The organism is Streptomyces capparidis (assembly GCF_054782095.1).
Window position 1 is genome coordinate 1 of record NZ_BAAGTD010000017.1, and the last position, 21,439, is coordinate 21,439.

Genomic DNA, 21,439 nt, shown 5'->3' on the forward strand with positions numbered 1-21,439 from the left:
ACCGGGCCGGACGCGCGGCCCGCGCCGGCGCCCGCGCCCGCCCGCTCCCCCGCGCCCGGCGGCGGCCCGTCGCCGCTGCCCCGCCGGGTCCCGCAGACCAGCCTGGTGGCGGAGCTGCGCCGCCAGGCGGCGCCGGAGGACCCGGCGCCCGACCGCCCGGCCGACGACGCCCCGTCGCCGCGGGAGGCCGCCTCCGCCCTGTCCGCGTTCCAGCGCGGCACGCACCGGGCCCGCACCGCCGACGACCCGCCGGACGGCGGCGGCACCGCGGACACCGCCGCCGGGACCGGCCCGCGCGGCACCCGGCCGACCGGGCGACCGGGGCCGGCCGGGCCCCCAGAGCCGACCCAGCATCGAGAGCCGACCGAGGACGCATGATGACGCACCCCAGCCCCGCCACCCACAGCCAGCTCGACCAGTTGCTCACCGGCCTGGTGGAGCGGGTCGCCGATGTGCGCCACGCCGTGGTGATGTCGGAGGACGGCCTGGTGGTGGCCAAGTCGACCTCCTTCCCCCGCCCGGAGGCCGAGCGCCTCGCCGCCAGCTCCACCGGCCTGATGAGCCTGGGCCGCGGGGTGTGCGCCGACTTCGGCGGCGGGGCCGTGCGGCAGGCGCTCATCGAGATGCACCACGGCTTCCTGATCATCACCTCGGCGGGCGCCGGGGCGCAGCTCGCGGTGCTCACCACCGGGGGCGCGGACGTCGGCGTGGTCGCGTACGAGATGAACATGCTGGTGAAGAAGATCGGCACCCACCTCAGCGCGCCGCCGCGGGACCGGGCCGACGACGCGGGACCGGGCGCGGGCAGATGAGCGCGGGTGAGGAGGCAGGCCGCCTCGTGCGGCCCTTCACCCTGACCGGCGGCCGCACCCGGCCCAGCCGCTCCGACTTCACGCTCATCACCCTGGTGACCACGGTGGAGCCGCTGCCGAGCCGGTCCGCCGGGCTGCCCCCGGAGCACATGGAGATCCTGCGCCGCTGCCGGGCCCCCATGGCCGTCGCCGAGCTGTCCGCCCATCTGGACCTGCCGGTCAGCGTGGTCGCCATCATGCTGAGCGACCTGCTGGAGGAGGGGCGGATCACCGCCAGCTCCCCGCGCCGGGTGAGCGTCATCAGAGATCCCGTACTGCTCCAGAAAGTGAGGGACGGCCTTGGCCGCCTCTGACACCGTCGCCGACCCCGGCGCCGTCACCGCCCCCGACGCCGTCAAGATCCTCGTCGCCGGGGGGTTCGGCGTCGGCAAGACGACGCTGATCGGCTCCGTCAGCGAGATCGCCCCGCTGCGCACCGAGGAGCACCTGACCGTCGCGAGCGCGGGCGTGGACGACCTGGCCGGCGTCCAGGGCAAGCGGGACACCACCGTCGCCCTGGACTTCGGGCGGATCACCCTCACCCCCGCCCTGGTGCTCTACCTGTTCGGCACCCCCGGCCAGCAGCGCTTCTGGTTCATGTGGAACGACCTGGCGCGCGGCGCGCTCGGCGGCGTGGTGCTGGTGGACACCCGGCGCCTGGACACCAGCTTCGCCGCGATCGACTTCTTCGAGCGGCGCGGCATCCCCTTCGTCGTCGCGGCCAACGGCTTCCACGGGCAGCACTTCCACACCGCCGAGGAGATCCGCGACGCCCTGGCCGTGCCGGAGGGCACCCGGGTCCTGCTGTGCGACGCCCGGGACCGCGCCTCCGCCCGGGACGTCCTGATCGCCCTGGTGGACCAGCTCCTGGCGGCGGTGCGGTAGCGGGCCGGCGTCAGGGGAGCCCGCCACCGGCCGCGGCGGCGCCGTCCCCCGCGGGGCGGCCGGCGCCGCAGGAGTCGCGGACGATCACGGTGGGCCAGAGCTGCACGCGGTGCACGGGGCGGCTGCCGGAGTCGGCGGCCCGGGCCAGGGCCAGCTCGGCGGCGAGGGCGCCCAGGCGGTGCTTGTTGGGCCGCACCGCGGTCAGCGGCGGGTCGGAGGCGGAGGCGACCTCGTCGTCGTAGGAGACCACGGCCAGCTCGCCGGGCACGGCGACGCCCTGGTCGCGGGCGCGCTCGACCATGCCGATGGCCTCGTGGTCGGAGTGCACCAGCAGGGCGCGCACCCCCGCGTCGCGGCAGCGGGCGAGCACCTCGTCGTAGGCGCGGGTCCAGCCGGGGGTGCCGTAGGCGGGGACCTCGATGTCCAGGTGGTCGTGGCCGGGCAGGGCGAGGGAGGCCACGGTCTCCCGCCAGCCCGCGCGCAGGGCCAGGCTGGTGGGGCTGGACCGGGAGGTGACCAGGGCGATGCGGCGGTGCCCGAGGGTCACCAGGTGCCGCACGGCCAGGCCCGCGCCCAGGGCGTGCGCGGTGGTGGCCGCGTCCAGGGGGAGGGTGGGCAGCTCTGGCGGCGGCAGGCGCTCGACGAGCACCACGGGCACCGGCAGGCCGCCGAGCCAGCGCAGCAGGTCAAGACCCGCCGCGCCGGTGGTGGTGGGCGCGACCAGCAGCACCCGCACCCCGCGCTCCAGCAGCTTGCCTATCTGGCGGCGGTCCTCGGCGGGGTCGTAGGCGGAGGCGCGCATGACGAGCCTGCCCCCGGCGGCGGCGACCGCCGTCTGGGCGCCCTGCATCACCTGCGGCCAGTAGTACTCCACGGACGGCACGACCATGCCGACCAGGGCGCCCTCCGCGGTGGGGCCGAACGCCGAGCGGTGGCCGCCGGGCGCGGGCGCGTCCGGGCCGCGGTAGGGCAGCGTGATGCCGCCGTGCAGGCGCAGCACCAGGCCCTGGTCGGCGAGCGCGGTGACGTCGCGGCGGACGGTCACCGCGGAGACCCCGAGCTGCTCGACCAGGTCGGCCAGGCGCACGGTGCCGTGGCGGCGGACGGCGGCGAGGATCAGCTCGTGCCGCTGCCTGGCGAGGCTGACGGGGCGGCCCGGGCCGGGCTCGCCGGTATCGGTGTCGGAGGGGACCACGCTGGGTTGCTTTCGTTTCTGATCGATTTCGATCGAGTTTCTCTTCAGTGATTGACCACGAACTATCGCACAGGATGAAGTGACCGGCACCCCCGTCCTGGGAGTCAGGGCGCGGAGCTCCTCCGGAGGCCGGAGGAGCTCCGCTCAGGACCCCGCCGGAGCTCCGCCCCGGAACCCGGAGGGCAACGGAACCGAACAGGGCACGGCGGGCCGCCGCGGCCCCCGCGCACCCGCCCCGGGCTTCGCCCCGGACCCCGAGCCGAGAGAGCCGAGGACTGACGCACGTGGAAGACGCCATGCCCCCACCGGGTGGAGCCGCGGGAGGCTCCCCGACGGCGCCGGACGCCGCGCCGGACGCGGTGCCGCGCCCGGCCCCCTCCCGCCGCACCGTGCTGCGCGCCTCGGCGCTCGGGGCCGCCGCCGCGGCGACGACGGGCGCCCTGTCCGGCTGCTCCGGCGACTCGTCGGGCCGCACGACGGTCCGGCTCTGGTCCTGGCTGACCGGCATGGACAAGTACGTCGCCGCGTTCAACTCCGCCCAGCGGGAGATCCACGTGGAGTTCAACGTGATCGCCGCGGGCCTGTCCGGCGGGTACGCGCAGCAGACCAACGCCATACGCGCCCACAACGCCCCGGACATCCTGCACGTGGAGTACCAGGGCCTGGTGCAGGTGCTGCTCACCGGCGGCCTGCGCGACCTCACCGACGACATCGCGGACCTGGAGGAGCACTACTCCCCCGCGGCGTGGCGGGGCGTGCGGCCCGACGGGCGCACCTGGGCGGTGCCGATGGACCTGGCGCCCATGGCGTTCTACTACCGCAAGGACCTGTTCGAGGAGCACGGCATCGCGGTGCCGCGCACCTGGGAGGAGTTCCGCGAGGCGGCGCGCGCGGTGCGGGAGGCCGACCGGCGGGCGCGGATCACCACCTTCCCGCTGAACGACGGCTCGTTCTTCGCCGGGATGGCGTGGGGCGCCAACGACCCGTGGTGGCGCATCGACGGCGACCGGTGGCTGGTGAACGTCGACGGCGAGGGCACGGTGCGCACCGCCGAGTACTGGCAGGAGCTGATCAAGGCGGACCTGGTCGGCACCGGGCCGACCGGCACCCAGGACTGGATCAGCGCCATGCACGCGGGCCGCCTGTGGGGGCTGCTCGGCGCGTCGTGGAGCGTCGGCCGGCTCAAGTCGTCCCTGCCGGACGACAAGGGGCGCTGGGCGCTGGCCACCATGCCCGCCTGGGCGGGCGCCGACCCGGCCAACGGGATGCAGGGCGGCACCGCGTTCGGGGTCTCCGAGGAGAGCGAGGCCCCCGAGGCGGCGGTGACGTTCCTGCGCTGGCTGAGCACCAACCCCGAGGTGCCGCGCATCGCCAGCGCCTTCACCTCCCTGTTCCCCGCCCACCTGGAGAACCGCAAGGCCGCCCGCGCGGCGTTCAAGGACGACTTCTTCGTCGGCGACCCCGTCTACGACGTGCTGGACGAGGCGGCGCTGCGGGTCCCGCGGTGGACGTGGGGGCCCAACGCGCTCGGCCTGTTCTCCACCGTCGCCGACACGTTCGGCCGCGTCTCCGCGGGCGGCACCACGCTGCCCGCCGCGGTGCGGCGGGTGCAGTCCACCGCGGTGCGCACCATGCGGGACCGCGGCCTGGCCGTGCGCGAGGCGGGCGGCCGGGCGGCCGCCGCCGCGGGCGCCGGCCGCACCGGTCGGGAAGGGGGCCGGGCATGACCGTCGTCGCTCCCTCCCGCACCCCCGGCGCGGGCTCCGGGCAGGCGCCGCGCCGCCGGGCCGGCGGGCGCCGCTCCGGCGCGGCCGCGTGGGCCCTGGCCGGGCCGTTCGCCGTCCTGCTGCTGGCCACCGTGCTGGTGCCGGTGGGCTACGCCCTCTACCTCAGCCTGTTCACCGAGCGCCTGTCCGGGCTCGGGTTCGACGGGCCCCGCCAGGTGTTCGTGGGCCTGGAGAACTACGGCACGGTGCTGTCGGAGTCCGCCTTCTGGGACAGCGTCGGCAACGTGGCCCTGTACGCGCTGGTGCACATCCCCGTCATGCTCGGCGGCGCGCTGGTGCTGGCGCTGCTGGTGGACGCGGTGACCCGGCTGCGCCAGGTGTGGCTGCTGTCGGTGTTCCTGCCGTACGCCGTGCCTGGGGTCATCGCGGGCCTGATCTGGGCCTACCTGTACAGCCCCGACATCGGGCCGCTGAACAACGCGCTGCCGTTCGACCCGCTGGGCGGCAACGGCGTCATGCCGTCCATCGTGAACATGGCGACCTGGCAGTGGATGGGCTACAACATGATCATCTTCTACACGGCGCTGCGCACCGTGCCCCGCGAGGTGCTGGAGGCGGCCCGGGTGGACGGCGCGGGCGCGCTCAGGACCGCGCTGTCGGTGAAGGTCCCGATGATCAGGCCCACCATGTTCGTCGCCCTGGTCTTCACCGTCATCGGCTCCCTCCAGTTGTTCACCGAACCGCTGGTGCTGCGGAACTTCACCGGCTCGGTGACCAGCACCTGGACGCCCAGCCTGTACGTGTACGAGGCCGCCTTCATCAGCAACGACTACGGCCGCGCCGCCGCGGCCTCCCTGCTGCTCGCCGCCGCGTCCGCGGCGCTGTCGGCGCTGGTGATGCGCCTGTCCGCCCGGAGGTCCCGTTGAGCGCCCCCGCTTCCGCCCCCAAGCGGCCGATGTCCCGCTGGACGTCCCGGGGCACCGTGCACGCCGTGCTGCTGCTCGCCGCCCTGTACAGCGTGCTGCCGCTGGTGTGGCTGGTCACCTCGTCCACCAAGTCGCTCGGCGACTTCTCCACCACGGGCGCGTTCGAGCTCGGCGACTGGAACCTGGGCGGCAACCTGCGGGACCTGTTCGCCGAGGAGGACGGCATCTTCCTCACCTGGATCGTCAACTCCCTGCTGTACGCGGGCGTCGGCGCCGTGCTGGGCGCCCTGATCTGCGCCGCCTGCGGCTACGCCATCGCCAAGCTCGACTTCCCCGGCCGCCGCCTGCTGTTCGCGGTGACCCTGGCCGGGGTGCTGGTGCCCACCACGGCGCTGGCCCTGCCGCTGTACCTGCTGGCCACCGAGCTGCGGCTGGTGGACACCTTCTGGGCGGTGTTCCTGCCGCTGCTCACCAACCCGTTCGGCGTCTACCTCGCCCGGGCGTTCGCCGACGCGGCGGTGCCCGACGAGGTGGTGGAGGCCGCCCGCGTGGACGGCTCCAGCGAGCTGCGCACCTTCTGGACCATCGCCCTGCCGATGATGCGGCCCGGCGTGGTGACGATCCTGCTGTTCCAGTTCGTCGCCATCTGGAACAACTTCTTCCTGCCGCTGGTGATGCTCACCGACCCGGAGCTGTTCCCCATGACGCTCGGCCTGTTCCACTGGAGCAGCCGCGCCACCCAGTTCCCCGACTACGTGCCGCTGGTGATCACCGGCTCGCTGCTCGCGGTGGTGCCCCTGGTGACCGCGTTCGTGCTGCTCCAGCGCCAGTGGCGGTCGGGCCTGGCCACCGGGAGCCTGAAGTGACCGGCGGCGCGCCCGGCGGGCGCGGGCCGCAGACGCTGCTGGTGATGGACCGGGACACGCTGCGGGTGCAGTTCGGGCCCGAGGAGATGGCGCGGCTGCGGGCCACCGCCCGCCTGGGCGAGCCGCCCGCCGCCCACGAGCTGGAGTCGCCCGCCGTGCTGCGGCGGCTGGCCGAGGTGGAGGTGCTCATCACCTCCTGGGGCTGCCCCATGCTGGACGAGCGGGTGCTGGCCCACGCGCCGAGGCTGCGGGCCGTGCTGCACGCGGCGGGCACGGTGCGGCTGCACGTGGGCGACGCCGTGTTCGCCAGGGGCGCGCTGGTCACCACGGCCGCCGAGGCCAACGCCGAGCCCGTCGCCCAGTACACGCTGGGCGCCGTGCTGTGGGCGTTCAAGAAGGCCCCGTTCCTGGCCGCGGAGGCCAGGCGGTTCCGCTCCGACTGGAGCTACCGGGAGCGCCACGGCGAGCTGAGCGGCCGGGACCGCACCGTGGTGGTCGTCGGCTGGTCCCGGGTGGGCCGCCGGGTGGCGCGGCTGCTGCTCGACCTGGGACTCGCCCGGGTGCTGGTCGTCGATCCCGTCGCCGACCCGGCGGAGATCACCGCGGCGGGCGCGTCCGTCACCACGCTGGAGGAGGCGCTGCCGGTGGCGGACGTGCTCAGCCTGCACGCCCCGTCCCTGCCCGAGACCCGGCACATGATCGGCGCCGCGGAACTGGCCGCGCTGCCCCGGCACGCGGTGCTGGTCAACACCGCGCGCGGGGCGCTGGTGGACACCGCGGCGCTGGAGGACGCCTGCCTGCGCGGCGGGCTGCACGCCGTGCTCGACGTGACCGACCCCGAGCCGCTGCCGGACTCCTCGCCGCTGTACGACCTGCCGAACGTGGTGGTCACCCCGCACATCGCGGGCTCCCTCGGCTCGGAGACCCGGCGCATGGCCGACGCCGCCCTCACCGAGCTGGAGCGCTACGCCGCGGGGCTGCCCCCGCTCGACCCGGTCACCCCGAGGAACCTGCGGGTGCAGGCGTGACCGGCCGCACCGGGGCCCCGCCCCCGCCCGGGCCCCCGCCCGACCGCGAGCTGTCCCCGTACACCGGCTGGACCAGGGCGCACCTGGCCGCGCTCGCCGACCGGATGCTCGCCGGCCTCGCCCCCTACCGCTCCCCCACCGGGGCCCGCTACGACCTGCCGGGACCGGCGAGCCGCTCCGGGCGGGAGTCCGACGGCCTGGAGGGGTTCGCCCGCTCGTTCCTGCTGGCCGGGTTCCGGGTGGCGGGCGAGCGCGGCGCCGACCCGGGCGGGCTGCTGACCCGGTACGCCGAGGGCCTGGCCGCGGGCACCGACCCCGGCTCGCCCGAGGCGTGGCCGCGCCCCGACCTGGTGCCGCAGGCCAAGGTGGAGGCGGCGTCCGTCGCCCTGGTGCTGCGGCTGACCCGGCCGTGGCTGTGGGACCGGCTGGACGACGCCGTGCGGCAGCGGACCGTGGAGTGGCTGGCCACGGTGGTCGGGCAGCCGTACCCGCCGATCAACTGGGTGTGGTTCCGGGTGGTGGTGGAGTCGTTCCTGCGCGACGTCGGCGGGCCCTGGTCGGCCGCCGACATCGAGGAGGACCTGGCCGTGCACGCCTCGCTGCGCCGCCGGGACGGCTGGCTGTCCGACGGGCAGGAGCGGGCGTACGACCACTACACCGGCTGGGCGCTGCACCTGTACCCGCTGCTGTGGACCCATCTGTTCGACGTGACCGGCTCGCTGTGCCCGCCGCGACTGCGCGAGCGGTGGGAGCGGGACCTGGCGCGCTGGCTGGACGACGCCGTGCACCTCGTCGGCGCGGACGGCTCCCCGCTGCTCCAGGGCCGCAGCCTGGTGTACCGCTTCGCCGCCGCGGCGCCGTTCTGGACGGCCGCGGTCACCGGCGCCGGCGGCCTGCCGCCCGGGCTGCTGCGCCGCGCGGCGAGCGGCATCGTGCGGCACTTCGCCGAGCGCGGCGCCCCCGACGCCGACGGCCTGCTCACACTGGGCTGGCACGGCCCGTGGCCGGCGATGCGGCAGGCCTACTCGGGGCCGGGGTCGCCGTACTGGGCCGCCAAGGGGCTGCTCGGCCTGGCGCTGCCCGCCGACCACGAGGTGTGGACCGCCACGGAGCTGCCGCTGCCGGTGGAGCGGGGGGACGTGGCGCGGGTGGTGGCCGCCCCGGGCTGGCTGGTGTCCGCCCGGCGGCGGGACGGCTTCGCGGTCGTGCTCAACCACGGCACCGACCACGCCGTCCCGGGCGACGAGGCCGCCGACTCGCCGCTGTACGCGCGTCTGGGCTACTCCACCGCCACCGTGCCGCCGCTGACCGGGCCGACGGTCGCCGACCCGGTGGACGGCTCGGTGGTGGTGCTGGACGGCGACGGCCGGGCCACCCACCGCTGCGGCTTCACCACCCTGTACACCGAGCGACTGCCCGGCGGGGTGCTCGCGGGGGCGTCGCGCGGCCGGGCGCACTGGGTGGACACCGGCGGCGACACCTCGCCCGACCACGGCTCGGGCCGCACCGGCCCGGTGGTGCGCGGACCGCTGCTCACCGTCGCCTCGGTGCTGCGCGACGGGGTGGAGGTGCGCCTGGTCCGGGCGGACGCGCCGGAGGGGGACGCGCCGGAGGCGGGCGGGCCCGGCCCGGGGTGGGGGCCGCTGCGGATCGGCGGCTGGCCGGTGGCGTCGGCGGACGAGCCCGAGACGGCGTCGGGGCCCGGCGCGGCGCGGGCCCGCGCGGGCGGGCTGCGCTCGTACCTGCACGGCCTGGCGGGCATCGCCTCCGGCGGGGTGGCCGTGGAGCGGGGCACCTCGCCGCTCGGCGAGTGGACCGCGGTGCCCTGGCTCGCCACCGCCTCTCCCCTGCCGCTCGGGGAGGTCGTCGCCGCCGCGGTCGCGCTGGACCGCGGCGGCGCGGCGGCCGACCCGCCGCGGGTGTCCGCCCGCCCCCGCGACGGCGGCGGGCACCTGGTCACCGTGCGCTGGCCGGACGGGGCGGCGACCGAGGTCGCCCTGCCCTGACCCCGCGGCGGGGTGCGCCGCCCCGCTCAGCCCTGCGGGGACACCGCGGCCTGAGCGGGGCGGGCCGCCCGGGACAGGGCGGGCAGCGCCAGCAGGCTGGTGCTGGCGATGGCCGCGCCGAGCGTGATCGCGCCCACCTCGGAGGTCACGGACGCCATCAGGCCGGCCAGCGCCCCGCCCGCGGGCACGGCGATCAGCGACAGCGCGTACACCGCGGCGTAGACCCGGCCCTGCCGCTCCAGCGGGGTGGCGGTCTGCCGCAGCGTGGCCGCGGCGATGCCGAGGAACACCGCGGCGGAGCTGAAGACGAGCTGGTACACGGCCAGGCACGCCACCGGGTGGGTCACGCCCGCGGCCGGCACCAGCCACAGCGCGAGCACGGCGGTGCAGAAGGCGGCGGGCAGCGCGGTGCGGGGCGACGCCCGGCTCAGCACCCGCCCGGCGGCGAGCGCGGCCAGCAGGGCGCTGACCCCGCCCACGGTGATCAGCGTCCCGGCGAGCGAGGGCGAAAGATCCAGGCCGTCGTAGAGGAACGGGAACCACAGCGAGCCGACGGTGGCGCCGCCCAGGTTGAACAGGGCGATCGCGGTCACCAGGGCGCGCAGCGCGGGGTGCGCGGCGACGAACGCCACCCCTTCGCGGGCCCTGGCGAACAGGCTCAGCTCCCGGGCCGCCTCCTCCTCCGCCTCGGTCTCCGCCGGCCGGGGCGCGTCCCCCATGGCGGCCAGCAGCGCGGCGGACAGCACATAGCTGGCCGCGTCCGCGAGGATCGCCGTGCGGGTCCCGGCGAACCCGATGAGGAGCCCGGCGAGCACCGGGCCCACGACATCGGCGGCGCTCGCGGCCTGGGCGAGCCTGCTGTTGGCGGGCAGGTAGTCGGCGCGGTCCACCGCCCTGGGCAGGTACGCCTGGCCGGCCACGTCGAAGAACGAGCCCGCCACGGCGACCAGGACGACGGCCGCCACCAGGTGCCACAGCGTCAGCGAGCCGTGCGCGGCCAGGGCGAACACCCCGCCGAGCGTCAGCGCGCGCACCGCGTCGCAGGCCACCATCACGGCGCGCTCGGAGCGGCCCACCAGATGGGCGGCGGCGGGGATCGCCAGCAGCGCGCCGGGCAGGGCCTGGAGCGCGAACAGCAGCGCCACCTGGCCCGGGGTCGCGTCGGTCTCGCGCAGCGCGAGGAACGGCAGGGCGACCAGCGAGCAGCGGTCGCCGAGGAGGCTGACGGCGCGCGCCGACCACAGCAGGCGGAACGCGCGGTTGCGGCGCAGCAGCCCGGGCGCCGAGCGGCTCATAGGGCCTCAGACCTGGTCGAACGGCACGGGCCAGTGGCGCATCCGGAACGGCAGCAGGGTCGCCCACTCGCCGCGCCGCAGCACCAGGCGCTCCGCTTCGAGCAGCGCGGCCAGCTCCCGCACGCCCTCGTCCGCCGAGGTGAGCCGGACGGGCGCCTCCAGGCCGGGCCAGGCGGCCACCGCCGTGGGCTCCTCCAGGCGGTAGCGGGCGCCCTCCCCGCTGTCGCGGACGTCCCGCAGCAGCACGAAGGCGGGCCCGACCCGGTAGTAGCACAGCCCGAACCGGTAGCGGGAGCGCCACCGGTCGCCGGTCCGGTCGCCGGTCCGGTCGCCGCCGTCGGCGCCCCCGCCCCGCTCCGCCCGGGGCGGCGGGATGTGGCAGACCGCCGCGTCGTCGAACGGCAGCGGCCCGCCGGCCGTCCACTCCACCCGCAGGCTCCGCGAGACCGCCTCGCGCAGCAGCCACAGGAAGCGCACGTCGAACTCGTCGTCCGCGCCGAGGCCGACCGGCTCGGCCAGCACCAGCCGCTCGCAGCCCTCCTCGGTGAGCGCGCCCGGGTCGAGGCCGGCCAGCCGGGCGGCGGTCAGCGGCCCCGTCACGCGCCGCTCGCGCGGCCCGGCGCTCACGAGCGGATCCTCACCGGCACACCGGTGGTGGCCAGCGCCACGTACCGGTCGCCCTCGCGGAAGACCAGCCCGGCCTCCTCCAGCTCGTCCAGCCACGCGGCGAGCCGGGTGGGGGTGAGCACCATGCCCCGGTCGGTGAGCCGGGTGAGCACCGCGGGCGCCGACCGCCCGTGCTCCAGCTCCTCGTAGGCGGCCATCAGGGCCGGGTCCGCCACTAGGTGGTCGCGGGCGGGCCACCCGGAGCGGCGGTCCTCCAGCACCAGGCCCTCGCCGGTGGTGTACCGCACCAGGGTGCTGTCGTGGTAGCGCTTCTTCCACTCGCCGATCGCGGCGTCCAGCGCGTCCACCACGTCGTCCTCCACGCCGAGGTAGTCGCTGTCGAACAGGTAGACGAGTTCACTGAGTTCGCTCTCGGGCAGATCGTAGACGTGGTCGTAGAACCGGGCCGGGCGTCTGCGGGTGAAGCCGATGTCCGGGCGGTCGAAGTTGGGGCTGAAGCGCTCCAGCAGGATCGGGGTGGCGTCGGTGGGCGGCTGGAGGTGCACCAGGGCGGGCAGGCCGCGGATCACCGGCAGGTAGTCGTCGCGGTGCTCGCCGGGGAAGCCGTACAGGAAGTTCCACGTCGTGGTCAGGCCGGCGGACTCGCACTCGCGCAGCGTGCGCACGTTGCGCACCCCGTCCACGCCCTTGTCCATCAGCTTCAGCACGCGGGTGCTCAGCGACTCGATGCCGGGCTGCACATGGGCGACCCGGGCCGCGCGCAGCGCCCGCACCTGGGCGGGCGTGAGGTTGGACTTCACCTCGTAGTGGACGCGCAGGTCCCAGCCGAGCGCGGCCACGCGCGGCAGCACCTCGGTGAAGTACCGGTTGTCGATGATGTTGTCCACCATGATCACGTCCAGCGTGCGGTGCCGGGCGACCAGGCCGGTGAGCTCCTCCAGCATGCGGTCGGCGGGTTTGCTGCGGAACTGGATGAGCGACCCGTTGAGCCCGCAGAAGGTGCACTGGTGGGCCTCCCCCCACCAGCAGCCGCGCGCCGACTCCAGCACCAGCTTCGGCTCCACGTGGCCCTCCACCGGCGAGCTCTCCAGGCGCTCGAACCAGTCGTCGTAGTCCGGCGTGGGGATCCGGCCGGGCGGCAGCGGGGTGCCGCTCTCGGGGTTCGCCACGGTCTCGCCGCCGCGCCGCCAGCACACCCCGGGCAGTCGCTCCGGCTCCGCGCCGGACTCGATCGCGTCCAGCAGCGCCGGGAGCACCGTCTCGCCCTCGCCGCGCACCACGAAGTCCACCCACGGGTAGTTGCGGTGCAGCGCCGCGCCCATCGGGCCGTCGCAGTTGCCGCCGCCGAAGACGGTGACGACGTGCGGGGCCAGGCGCTTGAGCCGCGCGGCCACCGCCAGGCTGGGCACGTTCTGCATGAACGTGGTGCTGAAGCCGACCACGTCCGGGCCGAGGTCGAGCAGCTCGCGCGCGGCCAGCTCCACGAAGTCGGCGGCGTGCTCGCGCATCTCGGCGGCGCGGCCCGGGTCCACGCCCCGGTCGCGCAGGTAGGCGGCGAGGGCGGCCCGGCCGAAGTCGTCGTCCTCGTGCAGGGCGCCGCTGAACACCCAGTCGCCGACGCCGTGGAAGATGCCGTTCTCCGCCACGTCGGTGTAGTCGGTGGTGCCGAGGGAGCCGCCGCTGCGGTCGAGCAGGAACTCGGCCCAGCGCAGGTTGCCGTGGTAGGTGGCGGGCAGTTCGCGGCCGGCGCCGCGGCAGGCCGCGCGCAGCAGGCCGAGCGGCAGGGACGGCGAGTCGAGGCCCTGCCACGGCATGGCCGTGAGGCAGACGCGCAGTTCGGTCATGACGGGTCCCAACTGGAGTACCTGCGCGGGTGGGCGGGCGGCGGCCGGGGCCGGCCCGGGGCGCCGCGCGGCACCGCGGGCACCCGCGGCGAGAGCTGCGGGCGCCCGCGGCGCGTACCGAGTCACCGCGCACCGCCCGGGCGCGGCCGCGCGGCGCCGGGCCGCTCAGGCGGGTCCGGCGCGTCCCGGGCGGTGTGCCCGTCACTCTTCCTTGCCGGACTTCTCCGACTTCTCGCTCTTGGCCGCCGGGGCCTTGGGCGGGGCCAGGTAGCGGCAGCTCGCCGCCATCGCGGAGCTGATCCTCACCTTCTTCAGCGTCATCGGGTGTCACCTCCCTCCTCGAGCCGTATTCCGGCGCCGCGCAGCCGTGCGCGGTGCCGGCGTGTGAACCACTGCTCGACCCGTTCCGGGGGGCGGCCCAGCAACTGCCCGAGCCCCTGGCTCACCGCCGGCAGGGCGGCCAGCTCCAGGCAGCGCCGCTCCCACGCGGCGCCGTGCGCCGCCCACTGCTCGCGGTCGCGGGGGTCGGCGGCCGAGCGCCGCAGGTAGTCGAGGCCGATGGCGACGTGCAGCAGCTCGTCCGCCCGCACATGGCGGTAGATGTCGGCGAGCGGGTCGCCGGCGAACACCTGGCGCAGCAGCAGGAACTCGTCGGCGGCCAGGCCCTCCAGCACGGTGTGCAGCAGGCACTTCTCCAGGTACTCGGCGGAGGACAGCATCGCGTGCAGGTCCGTCAGGTAGTCGTCGCCTGCGCAGTCGGCGATCCGTCCGCCGCGGGCCACGGCGTAGGCGAGGAAGGCGTCGCTGTGCCTGGCCTCGTCGGCGACCGCGGTGGCCAGTCCCATCCGCAGCGCCACGTCCTCGGTCTGCGCGGCCAGCTCCGCGGCGGCGACCAGGCCCGCCTGCTCGGCGTAGTACCCGGTGGACGCCAGCAGCCAGGCCCGCTCCTGGGCGTCCTCGGTCAGCTCGGTGCGGCCCGAGCCGATCAGCTCGCGGGCGGACCACGGGGCGCGGTGCGCCGCGCGCCGGAACAGCTCGCGGGCCGAGGCGGTCAGCCGGTCCTCGTCGGGGCGCAGCAGGGTCATCGGACGGGCCCCTCTCCGAGCAGGGCGAGGACCCGCGCCCGGACGGCCTCGGGCCCGGGGAAGACCGCGCTCTGGAGCGCGGGGCTGAACGGGGCGGGCACGGGCAGGGAGTTGAGCTGGTCGATCCGGGACGGGGGCACCGCGCCCGCGGCGAGCAGCCGGGCGGTGATCTCCGAGGCGGCGGAGCAGAGGGCGGGCGCCTCGTCCACGACCAGGACGCGCCCGGTGGCGGCGGCGGCCGCGGCCAGGCCCGGCACGTCCAGCGGGGCCACGGTGCGCACGTCCACCACCCGGACCCCGATGCCGTCCTCGGCGAGGGCCTCCGCCGCGCGCAGCGCGTGGCGCACGGCGAGCCCGATACCGATCACCGTCAGGTCGTCGCCGTGCCTGACGGTGGCCGCCTCGCCGAACGGCACGGCGGGCACCGGCCGCCCCGCCCAGTCCCGCGCGTCGTCGAAGATCGCGGGCGACTCCAGGATGACGACCGGGTCCGGGTGGGTGAGCGCGGTGACGAGCAGCCCCGCGGCGTCCAGCTCGTTCGACGGCACCGCCACCACCAGGCCGGGCACCTGGGCCAGCATCGCGTGCGGGACGTGCTCGTGCTGCGCGCCGAGGGATTCCCCGCCGCGGGTCAGCGCGCGCACGGTGAGCGGCACCGCGTACTGGCCGCCGGTGGTGTAGCGCAGCTTGGTGGCCTGGTTGACCAGCGGGTCCATGGCGCTGAACAGGAACGCGGCCCGCGCGATGTCCACCAGCGGCCGCAGCCCGGCGGCGGCCAGGCCCACCGCGAAGCCGAGCATGGCGTTCTCCGCGATCGGCATGGCGCGCAGCCGCTCGGGCCCGTACTCGGCCACCAGGTCCTCCGGCAGCCAGGTGCACAGCCACACCAGGTCGGGGTCGGCGTCGAGCGCGTCGAGGGTGGCGACGCTGCGGGCGATCACCGCTGCCCCCAGGGGGCGACGGTGAGGTCCTGCGCGGCCTCCTCGGCGGACGGGAACGGCTCGGCCAGGGCGGCCTCGGCGGCGTCCGCCATCTCCCGCTCCGCGCGGGCCCGCTCCCGCGCCAGGTCCTCCTCCGGCACGCCGAGGGCGGCGAGTTCGCGCTCGGCGCGGGCGACGGGGTCGCGTTCGCGCCAGCGCTCCACCTCGTCCGCGGGCCGGTACTCGTCGGGCGGCACCGGCCCGAACTGGCAGTGGAAGTCCCTCAGGTACGTGACGGCCTCCAGGAACCGGGGCCCGGCGCCCGACCTGGTCTCGCCGAGCAGCGCGCCGGCGGCGTCGGCGACCTCGGCGGGGTCGTTGCCGTCCACCGTGCGGGCGGGCACCCCGAGGCCCTGGGAGACGCGGGCGGGGGCCAGGTCGGTGACGCGGGGGCTGGCGGTGCGGTCCTGCCAGCCGTTGTTCTCGCACACCAGCAGCAGCGGCAGGGCCTGGCGGGAGGCGATGCGCAGGGTCTCCAGCACCACGCCCGCGCCCATGGCGCCGTCCCCCAGGAAGACGATCGCGACGCCGTCGTGGCCCCGGATCCGCGCCGCGGCGGCGAGCCCGGCGGCGGCGGGGACGCCCGCGCCGACGATGGAGTTGCCGCCGAGGAAGGCGCGGGAGCGCAGGGCCAGGTGCATCGAGCCGCCCTTGCCCCGGTTGACGCCGGAGGCGCGGCCGAGCAGCTCGGCGAACATCGGCTGCGGCGGCACCCCCACCGCCAGGGCATGCCCATGACATCTGTAGTAGCTGACGACGGAGTCCGCGGGCCCCAGTCGCTCCAGCGCGCCCGCGGCGACGGCCTCATGCCCGGTGGAGGGGTGCACCGCGCCCGGGACCAGGCCGCGGCGGGCCAGGTCGAGCGCGGCGTCCTCGAACGCCCGGATCCGCAGCATCGTCCGCAGCAGTCGCGTCCGCCGCCGCACCCCGGCCTGCCGCTCGGCCACCACGGTGTCACCTGATGCTGGACGCACGACGGTTCCCCCTTCAGCCGGGTGGGGTGGCTGAGGCCAGGTTTTCATGGGGGAATGGGGAGTGTCTTCGTAAGAAGTTGTGAAAGTTCGCCACTGCCGGAGGCAATCGCCCCGGGAGCCGCCGCCCGACGGCGCGTCCGCACGCGGGAAGGCGGCAGAGGCCCCCGGCGTGCGCTCGGCGCGCGGGGGTGGGCGCGGGGGCCCGTGGCGCGTTCGCGGTCCGCGGCGGCGGGGCGGAACGACCCCGCGCGCCGCCCGCCCGGCGGCCCGCGGCGGACTGGCCGGGCCGCGCGGGGGGAATCCCGCTCAGAGGGGAAGGTTCCGCTCCGCAGGCCGCTCCGCCGACGGCTCGGCAGGCCGCGGAGGGCCGGAGGGGCCGCGGGGCGGAACGGCGAGGAGAGGCGGCAGAAGTGAGCGCGACCGTGTCCACGCCGGAGGAACCGGCCCCCGAGCAGGGCTCCGCGGCGGCCGCCGCCGGGGTCGTGCTGCGCCCCGAGGACTTCGGGGCCCGTCCCGGCAAGGACTGCACCACGGCGTTCCGGACGCTGATGGACACCCTGGAGACCAAGCGGCTGAAGGCCGACGGCGGGGGCGGGGTGCCGGTGTGCCGGGCGGCGGTGCTGCTCGGCGAGGGCCCCTACCTGGTGTCGGGGCCGATCATGCGGCCCCGGGCGGGCCGGGCGCAGGCGCTGACGGTGCAGGGCCTCGGCAAGCGCGCCTCGGAGATCGTGCTGACCGGCGAGGGCCCGCTGCTGGTCAACCAGGACCGGTGGATGAACGTGCGCTGGCGGGACTGCTCGTTCCGCTCCGCCGACCCCAAGGGCGCCTACCTGTACTCGTACTCCACCGGCGCCGCGCAGGACTGGGTGTGGGAGAACTGCGAGTGGCGGGGCCGCTGGGCCTACGGGATCGGCCTCGACGGCCCGGAGAAGTCCAACACCAACTCCGAGTTCGGCTTCGTCAACTGCCATGTCAACGGGGCGTACGACAAGGCGTTCCTGTGGTCGGGGATGAGCCCGCAGCACGCGCAGCAGGACCAGTTCCTCAACTTCTGGTTCCGCGACATGAAGGTCGAGTACGACTGGGGCGACTTCCTCCGCTTCGACAAGGGCGGCTTCATCTCCTGCACCGGCGGCTCCTACATCGTCAAGGGCCACCGCCCCGACGGCGGCACCAGCCGCTTCTTCCACCTGCCCACCGCCGGGCACCACGACGCGGTGCAGCACCTGGCGGTACGGGACGTGCGGTTCGAGCTGCGGCACGCCACCACCCAGGTGATCCGCTCCCGCTGGAAGGGCCATGTGCTGTTCGAGGGGTGCAGCGACACCGCCTGGGGCTTCAAGGAGCACTCCGCGTCCCTGGTCGCCCACGAGTACCACGACCCCGGCGTGGTCGCCTACCGGGACTGCGACCTGGTGGGCAGGCACGCCTACCACCTGACGGAGCGGCCGTCCCGGCAGGTGGCGAGCTACACCTCGTGCACCCGCAAGAACCACCGCACCGCCGCGGCCTTCCTCGTCCGCGAGGGCCCCCACGCCGCCCGCCTGCGCGTGGTCCACCGCGACGACGGGGACGGCATCCGCTGACGCCGTCCCCGTCCGGGGCGCGGCCGGAGCCGTCCCTCCACGGCTCGGCCGCGCCCGCCCCGAGGGGGAGGCCCGTGTGCGGGACGGGCCCCCGCCGCGGGAGTTCAGCCCAGCCGCCTGCTCTCCGGCGGGCCCAGGTAAAGGTAGGTGCCGGTCAGGCCGCCGGTGTCCACGATCAGGCGCTGGAGGACCACGGTCGGGTCGGCCATCCAGAAGACCAGGCGGTGGTGGCCGGGGCGGGTGATGGTGTGCCGGGTGGCGGTGCGGTTGACGTTGTCGCCGGTGTTGCGGCCCCACCCGCGGTTCATGGTGCCGTCGTCGGAGCCGGTGGCCGCGATGACATCCACCACCTGCGGCGGGTCGTCGTCGAAGGAGATCCCGTAGCGCAGCCCGCCGCCGGGCAGGGTGGGGTTGCGGGGCGAGAGGTACGCCCACACCGTGACCTCGCCCGCGGTCAGCAGGCTCACGTCGTACTCCAGGCGCGGGGAGCGGCCGCCCGGGGTGAGGCGGGGCGCGGTGACCGGGAAGGGGGTCATGCCCGCGCCGGTGCGGCCCGCCCGGTCGACGCGCAGCCACCGCACCCCGCGGGAGCCGACCGCCCGGGAGCAGTGCTCGGCGTCCACGGCGACGTAGCCGCCCGCCTCCACGAAGCCGCGCAGCCCCGCCCGGTCCGGGCGGTGGGCGACCGCGGTGACGGTGACGGCGGCGCCGCCGGGCCCGCGCACGGTGAGCCGCCCCTCGGCCCTGCCGCGCGGCGCCTTCGCCCAGTCCACCCGCACCGTCACCCGCACCTGCCGCTCCACCCGGCTCCGCGGCCGGTCCACGACCAGCCAGGGCACCGACGGGGTGACGGTGCAGTCGAAGGGCCGCGAGCCCCGGTTGAAGACCTCCAGGTACTGCGCGGGGCGGGTCTGGTACGGGCTGAACTCCGGCAGCACGCAGGGCTCCGCGGCGGCGGGCCACCACGACAGCGAGCCGTCCACCGCGACACCCATCTCCGCGGTGTCGGGCAGGGTGATCCGCCGCACGGGCGGGAAGATCTCGTCGGGCAGGGCGACGTGGTTCCTCTCCGGCTGCTGCCAGGACGCGTCCGGGCCGTACCGCTCCACGTCCCCGTACCCGATGTGCGGCTGGGTCTGGAAGCCCTTCCACTTGCCGCCCGCGACCTTGGTGTTGAACCGGTCGTTGAGCGCGAAGTCCTCCGCCAGCCTGGCCTCGGCCGCCGCCGCGCGCTCCGCGGTGGCCGCGCGGCCCTGCGCGGCGTACAGGATGTTGGTGAACTCCGCCTCGCGCAGCTCGTACACGTTCGCGGTGGCCAGCACCTCGTAGCCGATCAGCTCGAACCAGGCATCCTGGTCGGCCTCGGGCAGGTGCCGGGCGATGCGCTCGGCCTCGCGGGCCAGGCGCCGCCACTCCTCGGTGACCCGCTCCAGTTCGCGGTGGTGCTCCAGGGAGAACGGGGTCGCCTTGTCGTCGTTGACGACCGCCGCCGGGTCGGCGGGGTCCTTGGCCGGGTCGAGGGTGGTGCGGCGGTTGAGCAGCTCGGGCTTGCGGCGGGACTGGAGCTGCCCGTACTCGGCGAGCAGTGCGGCGATCGCGCCCGCCTGCGCCTCGCCGAAGTTCTGCGCGGCGAAGCGGCGCTCCCACTCGGGGACGGCGTCGAGCTCCCAGCGCCCGGGGTTCCAGGCGTAGTCCAGGAAGTACTGGGTGGGCCGCTCCATGCCCTTCAGGTCGCCGACATTGGTGATCCACAGGGTGCGGTTGCCGTAGGCGATCGCCTGGTGGAGCTGGTCCCACATCGCGGGCAGCGAGACGGTGTCCACCCACTTGTAGTTGCGGGAGGCGCCCACGTAGTCGAAGTGGTAGTACAGCCCGTACCCGCCGGAGCGGGGCGGCTCGGCCGGGTCGGGGTGCTTGCGGATGTTGCCCCAGTTGTCGTCGGTGTAGACGACGGTGACGTCCTCGGGGGCGCGCAGGCCGCGGTCCCAGTAGCGCTGGACCTCCTTGTACAGCGTCCACACCTGCGGGAGGTCCGCCGGGTCCCGGCCCGTCACCTCGGCGATGATCTGCCGCTGGGTGGCGATGATCTCGCTCATCAGCTCCACGCCGTCGCCGTCGGGCAGGCTGGTGTCGCCGTTGCCGCGCATGCCGAGGGTGATCACGCCCTCGAAGTCCTCGTCCACCATGCGGCGGACGCCGTCGGCCCAGTACCGCTTGATCGCCTCGGCGTTGCGGCGGAAGGACCACTCGCCGGTGCCGCCGTAGGGGTCGCGGCCGGGGGTGACGACGTTGCCCGCGCCGTCGCGCACGGGCGGCACGGCGTGGCGGTTCCACTCCTCGATGCCGCGCATCATCGGCGCCTCGTGGGAGGTGCCCATGACGATGCCGTACTCCTTGGCGCGGGCGTGGTTCTCCGGGTCGTCCTCGGCGAACGCCCGGCCCCACACGGCGGGCCACAGGTAGTTGGCCTTCAGCCGCAGCACGACCTCGAAGACCCGGGCGTAGAAGTCCGCGGTGAACCCGTTGGGGTGGCCGGGCGCCTTGCCGGGGCCGAAGTGGGCGGGCGCCCAGGTGCCGAGCGCCGGGTTCTCGTCGTTGATGAAGACGCCGCGGTACTTCACCGCCGGGGTGCCCTGAGTGTGCCGCCCGCGCAGCGCGTAGAGCGCGTCGCGGTGGACGGGGCGCACGTCGTCCCACCAGTACCAGGGGGAGACGCCGATGCCGAGCGAGACGTCGTAGACGCCGAAGACGGTGCCGCGCTGGTCGCTGCCCGCGACGACGAACGCGCGGTCCACGCCGGGCAGCGGGGAGTCCACGACGGTCTGGAGCGAGGTCTCCCACCGGCCGCGCAGCCCGGTCACGTCCAGCTTCCCCGCGGCCACCAGGCCGTCGATCAGGGGGCTGCGGCCCACGGTGCCGACGATGACGACCTCGCGGGCGCCCGCCGGAGGGGTGTCCCTGGCCAGGTCGGGCCGCACCCCGGTGACCCGCTCGATGTCGTCCCGCAGGTCGCCCGCGACCCGCACCACGCCGGGGAAGTCGGCGGCGGCGACCATGAGCGGCGCCGCCCGGCCCGCACGGACCAGGGGGAACGCGCCGGGCCTGGGCACGAAGGAGATGTAGGCGCCGAAGTCGGTCACCCGCATGCCCCCGGCCGCCTCCGCGGCGACGGCCCCGCCGGTGAGCCCCGGCAGCGCGCCCAGCGAGCCGAGCCCGGCGGCGCCCGCCCCGGCGCCGATCACGGCTCTGCGGCTGGGGCCCGAGGATCCGTTCCCCGCGGGGGCGTTCCTGTCCATGAGCGCTCCTCCGTCCGCGGCGCGGCAGGGCCGTCGCCCACGGCTATTCGTTCAGGGCCGTGACAAATACTGAGGGGAGCTCCGCGCGGGGACAATGGGCGCGCACGCGTTTCGACGATGTTTCGAAGCGGCCCGTTCCGGGCCCGGCGCGGGGCGGCGGGGCCCGCCGCGACGGGTCGTCACCCGGGGCCGCGCACCCGCGCACCGCGCGCCGGTGCCGCCCGCGCGGAAACGTACACTCGGGGTCCGCGGCGCCCGGCCGCCGGGA

At 75.8% G+C, this 21,439-nt stretch carries 17 protein-coding genes and 1 pseudogene; 10 read left to right on the forward strand and 8 right to left on the reverse strand.

Features of this window, described 5'->3' with window-relative positions:
* From ACYVO2_RS15670 to ACYVO2_RS15685, 4 genes and pseudogenes are all read left to right on the forward strand, one after another.
* Positions 1-378 (forward strand): annotated as a pseudogene (locus ACYVO2_RS15670) (histidine kinase); the annotation flags it as partial.
* On the forward strand, positions 378-812 hold the full coding sequence (locus tag ACYVO2_RS15675; protein ID WP_461008413.1) for a roadblock/LC7 domain-containing protein: 435 nt from the start codon (positions 378-380) through the stop codon (positions 810-812). The pseudogene ACYVO2_RS15670 and the gene ACYVO2_RS15675, both read left to right, overlap by 1 nt.
* The gene (locus tag ACYVO2_RS15680) at positions 809-1,165 is read left to right on the forward strand and encodes a DUF742 domain-containing protein (RefSeq protein ID WP_461008414.1); all 357 of its coding nucleotides are present in this window, start codon (positions 809-811) and stop codon (positions 1,163-1,165) included. Before ACYVO2_RS15675 ends, ACYVO2_RS15680 begins: the two co-directional genes overlap by 4 nt.
* Entirely contained in the window at positions 1,152-1,736 is a 585-nt protein-coding gene (locus ACYVO2_RS15685; RefSeq protein ID WP_461008415.1) for a GTP-binding protein, read from the forward strand. The genes ACYVO2_RS15680 and ACYVO2_RS15685 overlap by 14 nt, the downstream gene beginning before the upstream one ends.
* Before the next feature lie 10 nt (positions 1,737-1,746).
* Here the strand turns inward: ACYVO2_RS15685 and ACYVO2_RS15690 are convergent, their stop codons facing one another.
* Positions 1,747-2,931 carry a substrate-binding domain-containing protein gene (locus tag ACYVO2_RS15690; protein ID WP_461008416.1) on the reverse strand — a complete coding sequence of 395 codons (1,185 nt, stop codon included), beginning with the start codon at positions 2,929-2,931 and terminating at the stop codon, positions 1,747-1,749.
* Positions 2,932-3,227: 296 nt separating this feature from the next.
* Here ACYVO2_RS15690 and ACYVO2_RS15695 point away from each other — a divergent pair, with 296 nt between their 5' ends.
* Genes ACYVO2_RS15695 through ACYVO2_RS15715 form a run of 5 tightly spaced genes read left to right on the forward strand, consistent with a single transcriptional unit; the run spans position 3,228 to position 9,484 of the window.
* A complete protein-coding gene (locus ACYVO2_RS15695) occupies positions 3,228-4,658 on the forward strand; it encodes an ABC transporter substrate-binding protein (protein WP_461008417.1) in 1,431 nt (476 codons plus the stop codon).
* Complete coding sequence (locus ACYVO2_RS15700) at positions 4,655-5,584, forward strand: carbohydrate ABC transporter permease (RefSeq protein ID WP_461008418.1); 930 nt, start codon at positions 4,655-4,657, stop codon at positions 5,582-5,584. The genes ACYVO2_RS15695 and ACYVO2_RS15700 overlap by 4 nt, the downstream gene beginning before the upstream one ends.
* Before the next feature lie 29 nt (positions 5,585-5,613).
* Entirely contained in the window at positions 5,614-6,450 is an 837-nt protein-coding gene (locus tag ACYVO2_RS15705) for a carbohydrate ABC transporter permease (protein WP_461008533.1), read from the forward strand.
* Positions 6,451-6,494: 44 nt separating this feature from the next.
* Positions 6,495-7,478, forward strand: coding sequence for a hydroxyacid dehydrogenase (locus ACYVO2_RS15710; RefSeq protein ID WP_461008534.1), 984 nt, complete (start codon positions 6,495-6,497; stop codon positions 7,476-7,478).
* Complete coding sequence (locus ACYVO2_RS15715) at positions 7,475-9,484, forward strand: DUF2264 domain-containing protein (protein ID WP_461008419.1); 2,010 nt, start codon at positions 7,475-7,477, stop codon at positions 9,482-9,484. The genes ACYVO2_RS15710 and ACYVO2_RS15715 overlap by 4 nt, the downstream gene beginning before the upstream one ends.
* A gap of 26 nt (positions 9,485-9,510) precedes the next feature.
* Here the strand turns inward: ACYVO2_RS15715 and ACYVO2_RS15720 are convergent, their stop codons facing one another.
* The 6 genes from ACYVO2_RS15720 to ACYVO2_RS15745 form a co-directional block, all read right to left on the reverse strand.
* Entirely contained in the window at positions 9,511-10,779 is a 1,269-nt protein-coding gene (locus tag ACYVO2_RS15720) for an MFS transporter (protein ID WP_461008420.1), read from the reverse strand.
* A 6-nt stretch (positions 10,780-10,785) separates the two neighbouring features.
* Positions 10,786-11,406 (reverse strand): DUF5825 family protein, encoded by a 621-nt coding sequence (locus tag ACYVO2_RS15725; protein WP_461008421.1) that lies wholly within the window; start codon positions 11,404-11,406, stop codon positions 10,786-10,788.
* Positions 11,403-13,250: a RiPP maturation radical SAM C-methyltransferase gene (locus ACYVO2_RS15730; protein WP_461008422.1), complete on the reverse strand. Its 1,848-nt coding sequence runs from the start codon at positions 13,248-13,250 to the stop codon at positions 11,403-11,405. The genes ACYVO2_RS15725 and ACYVO2_RS15730 overlap by 4 nt, the downstream gene beginning before the upstream one ends.
* Positions 13,251-13,567: 317 nt before the next feature.
* Positions 13,568-14,335 carry a ferritin-like domain-containing protein gene (locus tag ACYVO2_RS15735; RefSeq protein WP_461008423.1) on the reverse strand — a complete coding sequence of 256 codons (768 nt, stop codon included), beginning with the start codon at positions 14,333-14,335 and terminating at the stop codon, positions 13,568-13,570.
* On the reverse strand, positions 14,332-15,276 hold the full coding sequence (locus ACYVO2_RS15740; protein ID WP_461008424.1) for an alpha-ketoacid dehydrogenase subunit beta: 945 nt from the start codon (positions 15,274-15,276) through the stop codon (positions 14,332-14,334). The genes ACYVO2_RS15735 and ACYVO2_RS15740 overlap by 4 nt, the downstream gene beginning before the upstream one ends.
* The gene (locus ACYVO2_RS15745) at positions 15,273-16,289 is read right to left on the reverse strand and encodes a thiamine pyrophosphate-dependent dehydrogenase E1 component subunit alpha (protein ID WP_461008425.1); all 1,017 of its coding nucleotides are present in this window, start codon (positions 16,287-16,289) and stop codon (positions 15,273-15,275) included. Before ACYVO2_RS15745 ends, ACYVO2_RS15740 begins: the two co-directional genes overlap by 4 nt.
* A gap of 410 nt (positions 16,290-16,699) precedes the next feature.
* On the opposite strand from ACYVO2_RS15745, the gene ACYVO2_RS15750 reads away from it, so the two are divergent.
* Positions 16,700-17,875, forward strand: coding sequence for a glycosyl hydrolase family 28-related protein (locus ACYVO2_RS15750; protein WP_461008426.1), 1,176 nt, complete (start codon positions 16,700-16,702; stop codon positions 17,873-17,875).
* Positions 17,876-17,979: 104 nt separating this feature from the next.
* Here ACYVO2_RS15750 and ACYVO2_RS15755 read toward each other — a convergent pair whose 3' ends face one another.
* Positions 17,980-21,171: a glycosyl hydrolase 115 family protein gene (locus tag ACYVO2_RS15755; RefSeq protein WP_461008427.1), complete on the reverse strand. Its 3,192-nt coding sequence runs from the start codon at positions 21,169-21,171 to the stop codon at positions 17,980-17,982.
* Between the last annotated feature and the right edge of the window lie 268 nt (positions 21,172-21,439).